We start from the raw sequence: 14216 nt of genomic DNA, 5'->3' as shown, positions 1-14216 counted from the left end.
ATGGCCGCCCCGCGCCTGCACCAGACAGGCCTGCGCGCCCGTGCAGGCTCTGCACAGCGCCAGACGTTGCAGGCGGGGGTGCTGCTGCGCGAGCCGTTCTTTGGGGAGTACAACGCGGCCAACGCGGAAGTGCTGCTTGCCGGTGCATCTGGCTCCATGGTCGGTGCTGTCACGGGCGAGGGCGTGGGCCACTATGTCCCGCCGCCTGGTGATGCCGTCAATTTCTCCTGGGTTGGCAGCAGCGCCTACACGCCCCCGGCTGGTACGGCCGTCAACTTCACCTGGGCGAACTGGGCCACCGGCATCGCCTATCTGAGCAGCGCGCGCACGCTGGCTGGCGTGACGCAATCCAGCACCCTCACTGTCACCGGGGACGCAGGCGCGGCTTTCGCCAGCACCGTGACACTGGGCGGCGTGTCCGGTGCAGCCGCTGGCACCGTGCTCACCCATGCGGCCTCATCTGTCACGCTGGAGGGCGCTGCGGGGTCGGCCACCCTGACTGTGGAAGCCGCGCCACCTGCCGAGCTGTCTTCGGCGGTGATTCTGGAAGGCGCAAGCCAAGCCAGCACGGCGGCGGTGCGTGTCGCTGCATCGCAGTCCACCACACTCGCAGGCGTCACCCAGGCGGCCCAGGCGCAGAACCCGGTGCAGGCCGCCCAGGCGGTGGCGCTGGATGGGGTGGCGGGCTCGTCCACCATCTTTGTCGGGTCGATTTTTTCCTCTGCCGTGACCCTCGCGGGCGTGGCCCAGTCAGCGGCGGCGGTGGTGCCTGTCGCGGCTGCATCCACGGTGGTGCTGGGCGGGGTGGTGCAGTCCGCCACGGCGGTCGTGCCGGTGCTTGCCATGGCGGCCGCCACGCTCGATGGCGCCACCGGCCAGTTCGTGGTGTCGGTGCCGGTGCGGGGGGCGAGCGCGCAGGCGCTGGAAGGGGCCACGTCTGCGGCGACCTACGAGATTGTGACCACGGCCGCCTCCAGCGTTGTGCTGGACTGCGCGACATCTGTTGCACGCCTCGAAATCCCCGTGGTGTTCCAGAGCGCGGTGGTGCTGGCCGGTGTGACCGTGCACGGGCAGTTCGCGCGGGCTGGGGAGCGGCAGTTTGTGCACGACATATCCGCGATCACTTTGCCCTACGAGGTGACCGCGCAGACCCAGGCCGACCCGGTGCACTGCGCCACGTTCGAGGCGAGCGTCACGGCAGTGACCCGGGTGGACGAGATCACGGCCTCAGTCTGATCCCCCCTGTAGGGTTCGACGGTTTCGAGGGGGCCCGGAATCATCCGGGCTCATGAAAACTGAAACCATCGACACCCTTGCCACGGCTGGCAGTCGCACCACCGGTGGCGGCGCTGTCGTTGGATTCCTTGGCTGGATCGCCTCTTCGCAGGCGATTGGTCTGCTCGGCATCGGAATAGCGCTGCTTGGCGCCCTCGTGAACTGGTACTACAAGCGCGAGGCCAATCGTCGTCACGCAGATGAGCACCAGCTACGCATGGCGCGCTTGCGCCGGGGCATGGACAGCGACACCGACCTGGGCACCTTGGGGGCTGAGGAGTGAGCCGCGTCCCAGCCCAGCTGCGCACCAGCCTCGCCGCCCTGGTGCTGCTGATCGGCGCCGGGGGCGGGGCGATCTACGTGGACGAGGCGGCCACGCGCGAAGCCAAGCAGAACGCCTATATCCAGGCCGTGGCCGCTGACCCCGAGGTGTCGGACGCCATCCGCATCGCCATGGTGATGGCCAGCTTCTACGAATCCAGCAATCGCCACATCGGCACACCCTACGTGGACAAGTTGGGCAAGGGCCAGCCGCTCACGGTGTGCAACGGACTCACGGGGCCCGACGTGGTGGCCGGCCGCTTCTATTCCGCAGCCGAGTGCTACCGCCTGGAGAAGCGCCGCTACGTCTACTACGAGGTGGCGGCCAAGCGCCTGCTGACCTACTGGGGCAGCTACGACCCGTTCCAGCAAGCCACGTTCCTCGACTTCCTGCACAACAAGGGCGAGGGCAACTTTGGCACCAGCACGATGCTGCGCAAGGCCAATGCCGGGGACTGGGCGGGGGCGTGCCGCGAGAACCCGCGCTGGAACAAGGGCACGGTCAAGGGCGTGTCCACGGTGCTGCCCGGCCTGCAGCTACGCGGGGATGCGAACGGCGAGATCTGCACCGACTGGAGACTCAAGTGAACCTCTCCCTCATCACCCACCTGGTCGTGGCCCTGGCCGCAGCCGCTTGCGCCTGGGTCTTCCAAGACGCCCGCATGGATGCTGCCGTGGCCGACGTGCGCCTGGAGCAGAGCAACGAGCGCCTGGGCGCCGTGACCCAGGCCCGCGCCGACGAGCGCGCCATCACCAAGACCTACCAAGGAGCCCTCAATGCTGCCCGTGAACGCGAAGCGCTTTTGCGCACTGAGCTTGACAACCTGCACCGTGCTTCTGACGAGCTGCGCGACCAAAACGCCGACGCTGCCCGCCGACTCGCTGCAGCTCCCCCCGCCGCCGTCCTTGAGTACGCCCTTGCCCTCGGAGCCGTATTCGAAGACTGCCGCGCCGCGTATGCAGGGATGGTCGAAAAAGCTGAAGGGCACGCGAGTGATGTCCGAACCCTCCGCGAAGCCTGGCCAGTGATCCCGCCCCGGCCGGTTGCCGGGCCCAAACCCTGAGAACCCGCATGCCCTCTACCACCATCAAGTATTTCGCCTTCGCCCACCTGCCGCCCAAGCTGCAGGCCGTGAGCAAGCCCATCGGCGAGATGGCCGAAAAGCTGGAGGCCCTGCTGCCGGACGGCCCTGAGAAAAGCGCCGGGATGCGCAAGCTGCTGGAAGCCAAGGACTGCTTTGTGCGTTGCGCACTGGATATGCCCGAGCCAGCCGCCAGCACCGTGCCACCCCACCAGCAGCGCGTGATTGACGAGAAGGCCGCCCGCGATGGGGAAATCTCGCGCCTCGCCGTCTTTATTGACACGAATCCCGTGTTCTCCACGCTGCCCGCCGACGAGCAGGCCCGCTTGCGTCGCCAGCTCGATGTGATGCGCGAGTTGTCCGTGATTCTGGGCGAGCGCATTGCTGCGTTCTAAGTCCTCATCCCATCAAAGGAGCCTCTTGTGACCCCGTTCACTTACACCTCAAAGTCTGCAATGTTCCTGATCGCCTGCTCTGTCGGCTCGCTGATTGCGTGCGCTTACGCCTTTCATGACCGCCAGAGCGCCTACGGCTTTGTGGGCATGATTCTTTGCTTCATTGTTCTGGCCGCGTCTGCAGTGGTCATTTCTTTCGAGCGAATTGTCTTTGAACTCAAGCTGGGCGCCGTAGGCATCCCCGTGGTGGACCCCGGCCCCGACTCCCTGGAGCGCGAGATCCAGGCCAAGGCCGCCAACGGCCCGCGCGTGACGCCGGCGGACATTGAAGCCGAGATTGCTGCTGAGTTCTATTTCACCGCAGCCGATGGCGTGCTCGGCCAGTCGGAAATGGGAACACGGCCCGCCGCCTGGACGAATCTGGATCAAGTCACTATCTGCACGCTGGTGCTGCGCAATGGTGCAAAGGTTCTGGGCGTGAACTACGGCGCAATCGACCGTGCGCAGCATGACGCTGCAAAGGGCCGGGAATCTGCCCGGGCGGCGGCCGTCGAAATGGTCTGGGTACTGCTGGGCTTCCGCCTGCGCGACGAGCTGGCCCGCCCGGTGCTCACCGAAGCGGATGCTGCCGCCGACCTGGCTGGCATGCCGCGCCCCTCCTGATCACGTCGGCAAGGCCCGCCCCGGTGCGCCGGGGTGGCCAAGTGGTTCGCCCAGCCAGGCCGACACCCATTCCCCGCAACGGCAAGGGGCCCCCGCCGGTAGCCACGGCACCACCCATCTGGAGATTCACCATGTACCGCTCGTCCCGCTTCGTTTCCCTGATCGCCATGGCTTGCATGGCCGCAGCCTCTGCCATGTCGGCCGCCGTTGACCGTGTGGTGTCCGCTGTGAGCTATGGCATCGACCGCGTGCTCAGTGCCTGGGTGGAGCCCTTTCAGCTGCAGGCCAAAGCCCCGGGCCAGGAGAAGCCGCGCGTGGTGCTGGTAGCGGCCAAGGCCTTCGTGCTGCGCGTGCTCAAGCGACGACCCACGGTGCACCCCTCCTGGCGCATGTGTCCGTCGATCTGATCTGCTGAATTGCCAGCGTCAATAGAAAAGCCCCGCCGCAGTGATGCGAGCGGGGCTTTGTGTTTGGTGGTGTGCCGTGTCGCAGTCAGCCGCGGCTCTTTTTACTGGCTGAACCCAGCTTCTCCAGCACATGCTTTGGCTGGATGTGGGTGTACCGCTTGAGCGATTCCCAGCTGGTGTGCCCAGAAATCAGCGACACCTCGGGGATGGTCAGCCCTGCCTCAAAAAGTCGGCTGATGCCTTCGTGCCGAAGGTCGTGTAGCGTGATGTCATCCAGCTCCAGGAACTTGGCCGCGCGCTGGAATGTCGCGCTGACCGAGGCGCCACGGTACGGAAAGATGCGGCCCTTGGTGCGTGGCAGGCCCGCCAGGATCTTCTGCGCAGCGGGCGGCACGGGCACCACCTCATCCCGGGGCATGGTCGGGTGCTTCGTGTCGCGCAGCAGCAGCGTGTGGGTTTCGGGGTTGTAGTCCTCCCACATGGCGTTCATGACTTCCTCGCGGCGGCGGGGGAGGGCGACCAGGAATCGCAGGATGGTGGGCGCCGGAATCACCGTGCCTTCCAGCTTGCGCCACCACGCCTCGATCTGATCCAGTTCCTGATCCGACACCCGGCGGTCACGGCGCTGGCTGGGTGCCACCACCTGCATGCGCCGCAGGTGATCCATGGCATTCGTGACCACGGACATATCCAGCGGGATGCCGTGGGCCACCGGTGCGGCCCGATAGGCTGCGCGAACGGCCATCATGTGGTTGAGCAGTGTGGCAGGGGATCTGCCGGGCGCGTGCTGAACCGCCCAGTCGATGAAGTCGGCCGATGTGATGGACTCCACCGGCTTTTCGGTGAAGGGGTATGCCTTGATGTTCTTGAAGCGGTGCTCGATGGCCGCGTACTCCCGCCCGATCTTCTTGAGCATCTTCACATGCGTGTCCATCAGGGCTGCCAGTGACACCTGACCTTGCTTGCGCGCAGCCACGCCATCCTTGGCGATGCGCTTTTCCAAAGCAAGCCCCCATGCCTTGGCCTGGGCATGGGTATCAAACGTGGCACTTTCCTGGTGGACAATGACCCCGCCCTCTTTGATGCGGACTTGGACCTGGTGGCGGCCGTTGCGGATACGGAAAGTTGGCATGGCGGTGTGACAAATGAGTTTTGGCACACCGATTGTCACACCGGACGGTGCTTTAATGTGCCAAATGGTGCCGAATAGTGTCGGTTGTCACACCGCAGAATGGTCGTAATGCGTTGATTTATATTGGAAAGTGCTCAATCGTGCCGAATGGTTCCGCGCTGTCATGGAAATTATAGGTTTGCACCACTGGTTCGATTCCCCGCCGGGCCGGTACCTGCTGGCATGGGAGCAGGCGCGCTTCGACGAGGCCGTGGCCGACATCTTTGGCTACCACAGCCTGCAGCTGGGCATGCCCCTGCTCGACGGCCTGCGTGCCAACCGCATGCAGCACCAATGGCTGGCGCTGGGGCAGGAGGCGGTGCTGGGGCCCATGGCGTACGGGCAAGCGGACGACGGGGGAGATGGGTGCGACATCCCCTTGCGGGTACACACCGTGGACTTGCTCGCCGAGTCCGTGGCTCTGCCGTTTGCCGATGCGAGCCTGGACCTCATCGTGCTGCCCCACACCCTGGAGCTGAGCATCGACCCCCATGCCACCCTGCGCGAGGTCGAGCGGGTGCTGGTGCCGGAGGGCCGCGTGGTCATCAGCGGGCTCAATCCCGCCAGCCTGTGGGGCCTGCGCCAGCGGCGCGCGCGGCTGTACCAGCGCCTGGGGCGGGGCACCCTGTATCTGCCCGATGTGGGCGAATTCATTGGCTACCGGCGCCTGCGGGACTGGCTGCGGCTTTTGAGCTTCGAGGTCGAATCGGCCCGGTTTGGCTGTTATCGTCCAGCAGTGCGCAGTGCCCAGTGGCTGGACCGTTTTGGCTGGATGGACCCCCTGGGAGAGCGCTGGTGGCCCATTCTGGGCGCGGCCTACTTCCTGGTGGCGGTCAAGCGGGTGCATGGCATGCGCCTGCTGGAGCCCGCCTGGCGCAACCAGCGCCAGCGGTCTGCCGCCACCGTGCCCGTGGCCAACCGCGCGGGCGCCAGGGTGCCCACGGCCCATGCCGCCCCGGCACAGCGCGAACCGGCGTAGACAATCCATCCCATCGGCCGCCACAGCGCCTTTGCCCGGGCCAGGGCGGCCATCCATGAATCACCAGAGCAGGAACACAGTTTGAACCAGGTAGAGATATACACAGATGGCGCCTGCAAGGGCAACCCGGGCCCTGGCGGATGGGGTGTGCTGCTGCGCGCCGGGCAGGTCGAGAAGGAGCTGTTCGGCGGCGAGCTGGGCACCACCAACAACCGCATGGAGCTGCTGGCCGTGATCGAGGCGCTTTCGGCCCTCAAGCGCCCCTGCGCCGTAACACTGTTCCTGGACAGCGAGTACGTGCGTAAGGGCATCACCGAATGGATCCATGGCTGGAAGGCAAAGGGCTGGCGCACGGCGTCCAAGCAGCCCGTCAAGAATGTCGAGTTGTGGCAGCGGCTGGATGCGCTGGTCAGCACCGGCGGCCACCGCATCGAGTGGCGCTGGGTGAAGGGGCATTCGGGCGACCCCGGCAACGAGCGCGCCGACGCGCTGGCCAACCGGGGCGTGGACAAGGCCCTGGGGCGCAACTGACCGCTTGCAGGCGCATGCCCTGGCACCGACAGCGTGCGCGGACGCTGACACCAGCCCCTTCGGGGGCTTTTTTGTTTTGGGGCGTGTAAAGCCTGCGTAAAACCGGCGCAATTGCCCTTGGGGTCTTGCCAAAGTTTGCTGCAGCACAAGACACGCACTGATACATTGTTTGATTGCATTCCCCACATCACCTGGTTTCACTGACCCATGGCGTCCAAGAACAAATACATCGTTTTCGCAGTCATCGGCATTGCCGCCGCCTCGGGTGCCGCATGGTGGTTCCAGAAACCCGCGCAGTCCGCGCGCACGGATGTGTCTGCAGCCGGAGGCAGTGGGGGAGCGCCTGCGGGCGGGCCCGCGCGGGGTGCCAGTGCGCCAGGGGGCGCGGGCCGCCCCGTGGCGGTGGAGGCTGTGGCCGTTCGGCAGATGGCGCTGCGCGACGACGCCGAGGCCGTTGGCAGCCTGCGCTCGCGCCAGAGCGTGATGCTCCGGCCCGAGGTGGGCGGGCGCATCACCCAGCTCAACTTCAGCGACGGCCAGCGCGTGCGGCGCGGGCAGGTGCTGGTGCAGTTTGACGACCAGCTGCCCCGCGCGCAGATCCAGCAAAGCCAGGCGGAGCTTTCCATTGCCCAAGCCAACCACAAACGCAACCAGGAACTGGTGGCCCAGGGCTTCATCAGCCAGCGTTCGGTGGATGAAAGTGCCGCCAACCTGGAGGTCGCGCAGGCTAAGCTGGCCCTGGCGCAGGCCACGGCCCAGCGGCTCAAGATCGTGGCGCCCTTCGATGGCATTGCGGGCATCCGGGGGGTGAACGTGGGCGACTACCTCAAGGACGGCGCCGACATCGTCAACATCGAAGACCTGGACGCCGTGTACGTGGACTTCCGCCTGCCAGAGCGGCTGCAGAGCAAGGCACGCACCGGGCAGACGGCCCAGGTGGCGTTTGATGCGCTGCCGGGCGTGCGCTACGCCGCCGTGGTGCAGGCCATCAGCCCGCAGATTGATGCCGATGGCCGGGCCATTGCAGTGCGTGGCTGCATCGACAACCGCCGCCTGCAACTGCGCCCCGGCATGTTCGCGCGCGTGACCGCCGTGTTTGCAGAGCGCAGCGATGCGCGTGTGGTGCCCGAAGAAGCCATCGTGCCGGATGGCAACAGCCCCTATGTGCTCAAGATTGTGGAGGGCAAGGAGCCCGGCACCCGTGTGACGCGCCGCGTTCCCGTGCAACTGGGTGCCCGTGCGCCCGGCCTGGTAGAGGTGGTGGAGGGGTTGAACGCCGGGGACCTGGTGGTCACGGCCGGCCAGCAGCGCATCCGCAAGGACGGTACCGAGGTGCGTGTGGTCGAGTTGGGCAAGCCGGGCTCGGGTGCTGCGCCTTCCTCTGCACGCCCTGCATCGGGCCCACGGGGGGGCAATGCTGCGGGTGTGGCCGATGCGCCAGCGCTCAACGCATCGGGCGCGGCTGCTGTGGCCGTGGCCCCGGTGGCTCCACCTGCCCCTGCTGTACCCGCAGCGGTTGCCGTGACAACCCCTGCGAGCGCACTGGCGGCCCCGCTGCCAGGCCCCAACCCCTGCCAGATGGCGGCCAACCCTGGCCAGCCAACATCTCCCAGCAAGCGGTCTCCCGCCTGAGGGCGGGTTCTGCTGCCTGGTTAAAGCCCCTTTCTGACGCCCCTGGACTGCCATGCAACTCGCTGAAATCTCCATCCGCCGGCCGGTGTTTGCCACCGTGCTGTCGCTGCTGGTGCTGCTGATTGGTGCGGTGAGCTTCACGCGCCTGTCGGTGCGCGAATATCCCAAGATCGACGAACCCGTGGTCACCGTCAGCGTGCGCTATGCGGGCGCCTCGGCCGAGGTGATTGAATCGCAGGTCACCAAGCCCCTTGAAGACTCGATTGCCGGGATCGATGCAGTCGATGTGATCACCTCCATCAGCCGCGCCGAGCAAAGCCAGATCAGCGTGCGATTCCGGCTGGAGAAAGACGCCGACAACGCCGCCGCCGAGGTGCGTGACCGCACCGCACGCGTGCGCAACCGCCTGCCCACGGCCGTGGACGAACCCGTGATCGCCAAGGTAGAGGCCGACGCCTCGCCCGTGATGTGGCTGGCCTTCAGCAGCGACACGCGCAGCCCGCTGGAGATCAACGACCTGGTCAACCGCATCGTCAAGCCCCGCCTGCAGACCGTGACCGGCGTGGCCGATGTGCCCATCTACGGTGAGCGCAAATACGCCATGCGCGTGTGGCTGGACCCGGAGCGCATGGCAGGCTACCGCCTGACCACGCAGGACGTGGAAGACGCGATTCGCCGCAACAACCTGGAGCTGCCCGCCGGCCGCATCGAGTCGCAGCAGCGCGAGTTCAGCGTGACCTCGCAGACCGACCTGAAGACCCCCGCGCAGTTCTCCAACATCGTGATTCGCACGGTCAACGGCTTTCCCGTGCGCATCCTCGACGTGGCGCGGGTGGAGGAGGCTGCCGCCAGCGACCGCAGCCGTGTGCGTCTGAACGGCCGCGATGCGATCTCGGTGGGCGTGATCCGCCAGGCCACCGCCAACCCGCTGGAGCTGGCCAAGGGCGTGCGCGCCATGATGCCTTTGCTCAAGGCCGACCTTCCCGCCGACATCGGCATCGATGTGGCCAACGACAACTCGCTGTTCATCGACCGCTCCATCAAGAGCGTGTACTCCACCATCATCGAAGCGGTGGTTCTGGTGGCGCTGGTCATCTTCGTGTTCCTGCGCACGCTGCGCGCCTCCATCATCCCCATCGTCACCATTCCGGTGAGCCTGGTGGGCAGTTTTGCGCTGATGTCGCTGGCGGGCTTTTCCATCAACACGCTCACGCTGCTGGCGCTGGTGCTGGCCATCGGCCTCGTGGTGGATGACGCCATCGTGATGCTGGAGAACATCTACCGCCACATCGAAGAGGGGCTCGACCCGTTTTCTGCCGCCATCAAGGGCGCGCGCGAAATCGGCTTTGCCATCGTCGCCATGACGCTCACGCTCGTTGCGGTGTATGCGCCGCTGGCCTTCACTCCGGGGCGCACAGGGCGTTTGTTTGTGGAGTTCGCGCTGGCGCTGGCCGGGGCGGTGGTGGTGTCGGGTTTTGTGGCACTCACGCTCTCGCCCATGATGTGTTCGCTGCTGCTCAAGCACAACCCCAAACCCAACTGGTTCGACCGCTCGATGGAGCGCTGGCTCACCGCGCTGTCGGACGCCTACGGCCGCCTGCTGCGCTGGATCGTTACGGCGCGCTGGGGCGGCGGCGAGGGTGCTGCAAAGGGCGGTGGCGTGCGTGGCGCCATCTTCCAGGCCCGCTGGATTGTGATCGGTGTCATGGCCCTGAGCGGGCTGGCGCTGGCGCTGGTGTTCCCCACCATGCGGCAGGAGCTGTCGCCGCTGGAAGACCGGGGCACCATTCTGGCCAGCGTGACGGCACCCGACGGTGCCACGCTGGACTACACCAACCGCTATGCCCTGGAGCTGGAAAAGATCGGCACCACCTACCCCGAGTTTGACCGCGTGTTTGCCAACATCGGCAACCCCACGGTGGCGCAGGGCAGCGTCATCTACCGCACGGTGGACTGGGAAAGCCGCAACCGCACCACGCTCGACCTGGCCAAGGAACTGCAGCCCAAGGTGGCAGGCCTGCCGGGCGTGAACGCCTTTTTGATCACGCCGCCCTCGCTGGGCCAGGGCTTCCGTTCGCGCCCGCTCACCTACGTGATCCAGACCTCGGACAGCTACGAGAACCTGAGCAAGGTGGTGGCCGCCTTCATGGCCGAGATTGCGCAGAACCCCGGCATCGTGGGCCCCGACGTGGACCTGCGCCTGAACAAACCCGAGCTGCGCATCGAGGTCAACCGCGAGCGTGCTGCTGACCTGGGCGTGAGCGTGGAAGTGGTGGCCAAGGCCATCGAAACCATGCTGGGCGGCCGCACCGTGACGCGCTACAAGCGCGATGCCGAGCAGTACGACGTCATCGTGCAGACCGAGGCCCGGGGCCGCACCACGCCCGAGAACATCGACACCATCTATGTGCGTGGCCGCAATGACGCGATGATCCCGCTGTCCAGCCTGGTCAACGTGCGCGAAAGCGTGAGCCCGCGCGAGCTGAACCACTTCGGGCAGCGCCGCTCGGCCACCATCACGGCCAACCTGTCGTCCGACTATTCGCTGGGCCAGGCCCTCACCTTCATGAACGAGACGGCCGCCAAGGTGCTCAAGCCCGGCTACACCACCGACCTGAACGACACCTCGCGCGAGTTCAAGAACTCGCAGGGTGCGCTGGGCGTGGTGTTTGTGCTGGCGCTGGTGTTCATCTTCCTGGTGCTGGCCGCGCAGTTCGAGAGCTTCATCGACCCGCTGGTCATCATGGTGTCGGTGCCGCTGTCGATGATTGGCGCGCTGCTGGCACTCAAGTGGAGCGGAGGTTCGCTCAACGTGTATTCGCAGATCGGGCTGATTACGCTGGTGGGCCTGATCACCAAACACGGGATCCTGATCGTGGAGTTCACCAACCAACTGCGCGAAGAGGGCATGGAGATGGTGGATGCGCTGGTCAAGGCCTCGGCCCAGCGCCTGCGCCCCATCCTGATGACTACAGGCGCCATGGTGCTGGGCGCCATCCCCCTGGCCCTGGCCAAGGGCGCCGGGGCCGAGACGCGCATGCAGATCGGCTGGGTGATTGTGGGCGGCATGTCGCTGGGCACCTTGCTCACGATTTTTGTGGTGCCCACCATGTACACCCTGTTCGCGCGCAAGGCCGTGCCGGGTGCCAACACGGCGGTGGCGGCCGAAGAGCCTGAGCATCCGCTGCACCCGCACGACTATGTGGCGAAGTAGCCCCGGGCCTGGTGCGCAGGGCCCTGGGCAGTGCCAATAAAAAGAAGCCCCGCCGGGCCTTCTTTTTTTGGTGTCTCAGGGCTGCGCCACAGTGGCCTGCACGGCGTCTGAAATCTCCTGCAGCGCCTGGGGCCGCACCAGCCGGGCCACTTCCTTGCCGTCTTTCAAGAACACCAGCGTGGGCCAGAGCTTCACGCCAAACGTGCGGCCCAGGCGCTTGCCCGGGCCGTCTTCCACCTTGATGTGCGAAAAGTCTGCCTGCTCTTTCAGGGCCTGCTCGATCAGCGGCTGGGCGCGTTGGCAGTGGCCACACCAGGGGGTGCCGAATTCCACCACGGTGGCGCCTGTCAGACGGTCTACATCGTCACGGGATGGGGGTTGGGCTAGGTGCTGGGCGGCGTAGGGCATATGGCGGTAGTTTGTGGCCAGATGGTTCAGCAAGTGGGTTGCAGGCGATCCCAGCGGCAGGTGCTCCGTGCTCTGGCCTGTGCACCGACCAGCCGCTCATTGCGGTCCTGTATCAGATCACGCCGTCAAAGACCATGACATCGACTGGATCACCGACCGCCACATTGCCTTGCCCGTGGTGCAGAACAATCAGCCCATTGGCCTGCACCATCGAGCTGAGTACGCCCGAGCCCTGGTTGCCGGTGGTGCGCACTTGCAGCGTGCCGTCTGCGGCGGTGGTGACCAGGCCGCGCTGGTATTCGGTGCGGCCGGGTTTTTTGCGCAGGGGCTCGGTGCAGGTGGCGCGCAGCAGCGGGGGCGCTGTGCGGGTGCTGCCCATCATGCGCAGCAGGGCCGGGCGCACAAAGGCCAGAAAGGTCACCATCACCGCCACCGGGTTGCCGGGCAGGCCAAAAAGCACAGCGCCAGAGCCAGAATGTGATTTGCTACTATTTTGATAGCTATCTGCGCTTGATGGTTGCGCGGGAGAGGCTGTTTTTTCTTCAAATCCAGCAGCAGTAATGCGCCCCACGGCCATGGGGCGGCCCGGGCGCATGGCGATGCGCCAGAAGGCGACGTCGCCCAGCTTTTTCATCATGGTGCGGGTGTGGTCGGCCTCGCCCACGCTCACGCCGCCACTGGTGATGATGGCGTCGGCCTGCTGGGCCGCCTGGCGAAAGGCGGCTTCGAGCAGTGCGGGCTCGTCGCGCACCACGCCCAGGTCGATCACCTCCACGCCCAGGCGCGTGAGCAGGCCGAACACGGTGTAGCGGTTGCTGTCGTACACGGCGCCCTCACGGGGGGGCTCGCCCAGGCTCAGGATCTCGTCGCCGGTCGAGAAATACGCCACGCGCAGGCGGCGCACCACGGTCACCGTGGGCAGACCCAGGCTGGCCACCAGGCCCAGCGCGGCGGGCGTGAGCGGCTCGCCGCGCGCCAGGGCCACGCCGCCTTCCATCAGGTCTTCGCCCTTGAAGCGGCGGTTGTCACCCAGTTGCAGCACGTCGGCCGCGATGGTGATGTGGTCGGTGCCGCCCGAGGTGGTCGGGGTGGTGAACTCCTGCGGCACGACGGTGTCCAGGCCCGCAGGCATGATCGCGCCGGTCATGATCTTCACGCATTCGCCTGCTGCCACGGTGCCTGCCCAGGCCTTGCCCGCCAGCGCTGTGCCCACCACGCGCAGCGTGAGGGGCTGGCCCTTGGCCAACTGGGCGCCCGCAAATGCATAGCCGTCCATGGCCGAGTTGTCGTGTGGCGGCACGCTGATGGGCGAGATCACGTCCTGCGCCAGCACCCGGCCCAGGGCGCTGAAAAGGGGCAGTTCCTCGGTCTCGGCTACGGGCGTGACCAGGAGGTCCAGGAAGGCGTTGACGTCCGCGGCTTTCAGGGCCTGGGGGTCGTAGCCCTGCAGTTCAGCGGCGATCTGGGCAATGGTTTTCATGGGGTCAACAACATTCAGGGGTGCCGTGCGGCCAGTGGCGCGTCACTTGGAGCGGCAGGCAGGAAAAGGGTCGGCGGTGAGCAACAGCAGCATGTGCAGCTTGTCGTAGGCCACGTTGTCTACCAACACGGCGCGCGGCAGCAGGCCCCAGGCGGTAAAGCCCGCCTGCTCATACAGCCGCACCACATGGGTGTTGGAGGCCGTGACCGTGAGCACCAGCTGCGTGAGCCCCGGCACATTGCGCGCGGCTTGCACGCAGGCGGCCACCAGCTGCTGGCCGACGCCCCGGCGCTGCGCGGTGGGCGCCACCATCATGCCCACCACGGTGGCGCAGTGGCGCTGCTTGGTGCGCTGCTCGCGCTCGCAGCCCACGCACCCCAGCAACTGGCCTGCCGCATTGAAGGCGCCCAGAAAGAACACGCCCGACTCCAGCGGGCCAAAACGCACCGCGTACTCCTTGGCCGGGCGGCCCACCGATGCGGCGTAGTCGGATGTGAAGGCGTCCGGTGCGGTGCGCAGCGCCTCATCCCGCAGGGCCTTGTAGGCCACGGCGTCGGCGGCCACCAGGGGGCGGATATGGATGGCGTTGGCGGCGGCTGCAGCGGCTGCAAAGGCGGTGGCGGGCGGCAGAGGGTTGGTCATGAAGGGATGTGGCTGG

15 protein-coding genes are annotated in these 14216 nt (G+C 66.5%); 11 read left to right on the top strand and 4 right to left on the bottom strand.

Annotated features, from left to right (window positions below):
- The 7 genes from ACSQ3O_RS15850 (at window position 1) to ACSQ3O_RS15820 (ending at window position 4143) form a co-directional block, all read left to right on the top strand.
- On the top strand, window positions 1–1236 hold the full coding sequence (locus ACSQ3O_RS15850; protein WP_436139592.1) for a hypothetical protein: 1236 nt from the start codon (window positions 1–3) through the stop codon (window positions 1234–1236).
- 52 nt (window positions 1237–1288) lie between these two features.
- On the top strand, window positions 1289–1558 hold the full coding sequence (locus ACSQ3O_RS15845; RefSeq protein WP_436139591.1) for a holin: 270 nt from the start codon (window positions 1289–1291) through the stop codon (window positions 1556–1558).
- Window positions 1555–2184: a glycoside hydrolase family protein gene (locus ACSQ3O_RS15840; RefSeq protein WP_436139590.1), complete on the top strand. Its 630-nt coding sequence runs from the start codon at window positions 1555–1557 to the stop codon at window positions 2182–2184. Before ACSQ3O_RS15845 ends, ACSQ3O_RS15840 begins: the two co-directional genes overlap by 4 nt.
- Entirely contained in the window at window positions 2181–2660 is a 480-nt protein-coding gene (locus ACSQ3O_RS15835; protein ID WP_436139589.1) for a hypothetical protein, read from the top strand. The genes ACSQ3O_RS15840 and ACSQ3O_RS15835 overlap by 4 nt, the downstream gene beginning before the upstream one ends.
- An 8-nt stretch (window positions 2661–2668) precedes the next feature.
- Entirely contained in the window at window positions 2669–3073 is a 405-nt protein-coding gene (locus ACSQ3O_RS15830; protein ID WP_436139588.1) for a crAss001_48 related protein, read from the top strand.
- A gap of 27 nt (window positions 3074–3100) precedes the next feature.
- Entirely contained in the window at window positions 3101–3736 is a 636-nt protein-coding gene (locus ACSQ3O_RS15825) for a Gp49 family protein (protein ID WP_436139587.1), read from the top strand.
- A gap of 131 nt (window positions 3737–3867) precedes the next feature.
- Window positions 3868–4143: a hypothetical protein gene (locus ACSQ3O_RS15820; protein WP_436139586.1), complete on the top strand. Its 276-nt coding sequence runs from the start codon at window positions 3868–3870 to the stop codon at window positions 4141–4143.
- 85 nt (window positions 4144–4228) lie between these two features.
- On the opposite strand, the gene ACSQ3O_RS15815 is transcribed toward ACSQ3O_RS15820, so the two are convergent.
- Window positions 4229–5275, bottom strand: a complete 1047-nt coding sequence (locus ACSQ3O_RS15815) for a tyrosine-type recombinase/integrase (RefSeq protein WP_436139585.1) — start codon at window positions 5273–5275, stop codon at window positions 4229–4231.
- 163 nt (window positions 5276–5438) lie between these two features.
- On the opposite strand from ACSQ3O_RS15815, the gene ACSQ3O_RS15810 reads away from it, so the two are divergent.
- The 4 genes from ACSQ3O_RS15810 to ACSQ3O_RS15795 all read left to right on the top strand — a co-directional run bounded on the left by ACSQ3O_RS15810 (window position 5439) and on the right by ACSQ3O_RS15795 (window position 11670).
- Entirely contained in the window at window positions 5439–6293 is an 855-nt protein-coding gene (locus tag ACSQ3O_RS15810; RefSeq protein WP_436139584.1) for a class I SAM-dependent methyltransferase, read from the top strand.
- An 81-nt stretch (window positions 6294–6374) separates the two neighbouring features.
- Window positions 6375–6824, top strand: coding sequence for a ribonuclease HI (gene rnhA / locus ACSQ3O_RS15805; RefSeq protein ID WP_137748277.1), 450 nt, complete (start codon window positions 6375–6377; stop codon window positions 6822–6824).
- A gap of 207 nt (window positions 6825–7031) precedes the next feature.
- A complete protein-coding gene (locus ACSQ3O_RS15800) occupies window positions 7032–8456 on the top strand; it encodes an efflux RND transporter periplasmic adaptor subunit (protein WP_436139583.1) in 1425 nt (474 codons plus the stop codon).
- A gap of 52 nt (window positions 8457–8508) precedes the next feature.
- Window positions 8509–11670 (top strand): efflux RND transporter permease subunit, encoded by a 3162-nt coding sequence (locus ACSQ3O_RS15795; protein WP_137748275.1) that lies wholly within the window; start codon window positions 8509–8511, stop codon window positions 11668–11670.
- Between the two features lie 75 nt (window positions 11671–11745).
- On the opposite strand, the gene ACSQ3O_RS15790 is transcribed toward ACSQ3O_RS15795, so the two are convergent.
- The 3 genes from ACSQ3O_RS15790 to ACSQ3O_RS15780 all read right to left on the bottom strand — a co-directional run bounded on the left by ACSQ3O_RS15790 (window position 11746) and on the right by ACSQ3O_RS15780 (window position 14200).
- Window positions 11746–12078 carry a thioredoxin family protein gene (locus tag ACSQ3O_RS15790; protein ID WP_137748274.1) on the bottom strand — a complete coding sequence of 111 codons (333 nt, stop codon included), beginning with the start codon at window positions 12076–12078 and terminating at the stop codon, window positions 11746–11748.
- Between the two features lie 112 nt (window positions 12079–12190).
- Window positions 12191–13558, bottom strand: a complete 1368-nt coding sequence (gene moeA, locus ACSQ3O_RS15785) for a molybdopterin molybdotransferase MoeA (RefSeq protein WP_436139582.1) — start codon at window positions 13556–13558, stop codon at window positions 12191–12193.
- 42 nt (window positions 13559–13600) lie between these two features.
- On the bottom strand, window positions 13601–14200 hold the full coding sequence (locus tag ACSQ3O_RS15780; protein WP_436139581.1) for a GNAT family N-acetyltransferase: 600 nt from the start codon (window positions 14198–14200) through the stop codon (window positions 13601–13603).
- Window positions 14201–14216: the final 16 nt, after the last annotated feature.

The sequence above is a fragment of the Acidovorax sp. LjRoot74 genome (assembly GCF_964254355.1).
Lineage (GTDB): Bacteria > Pseudomonadota > Gammaproteobacteria > Burkholderiales > Burkholderiaceae_C > Acidovorax.
This window is presented reverse-complemented; position numbering and strand designations above follow the sequence as displayed.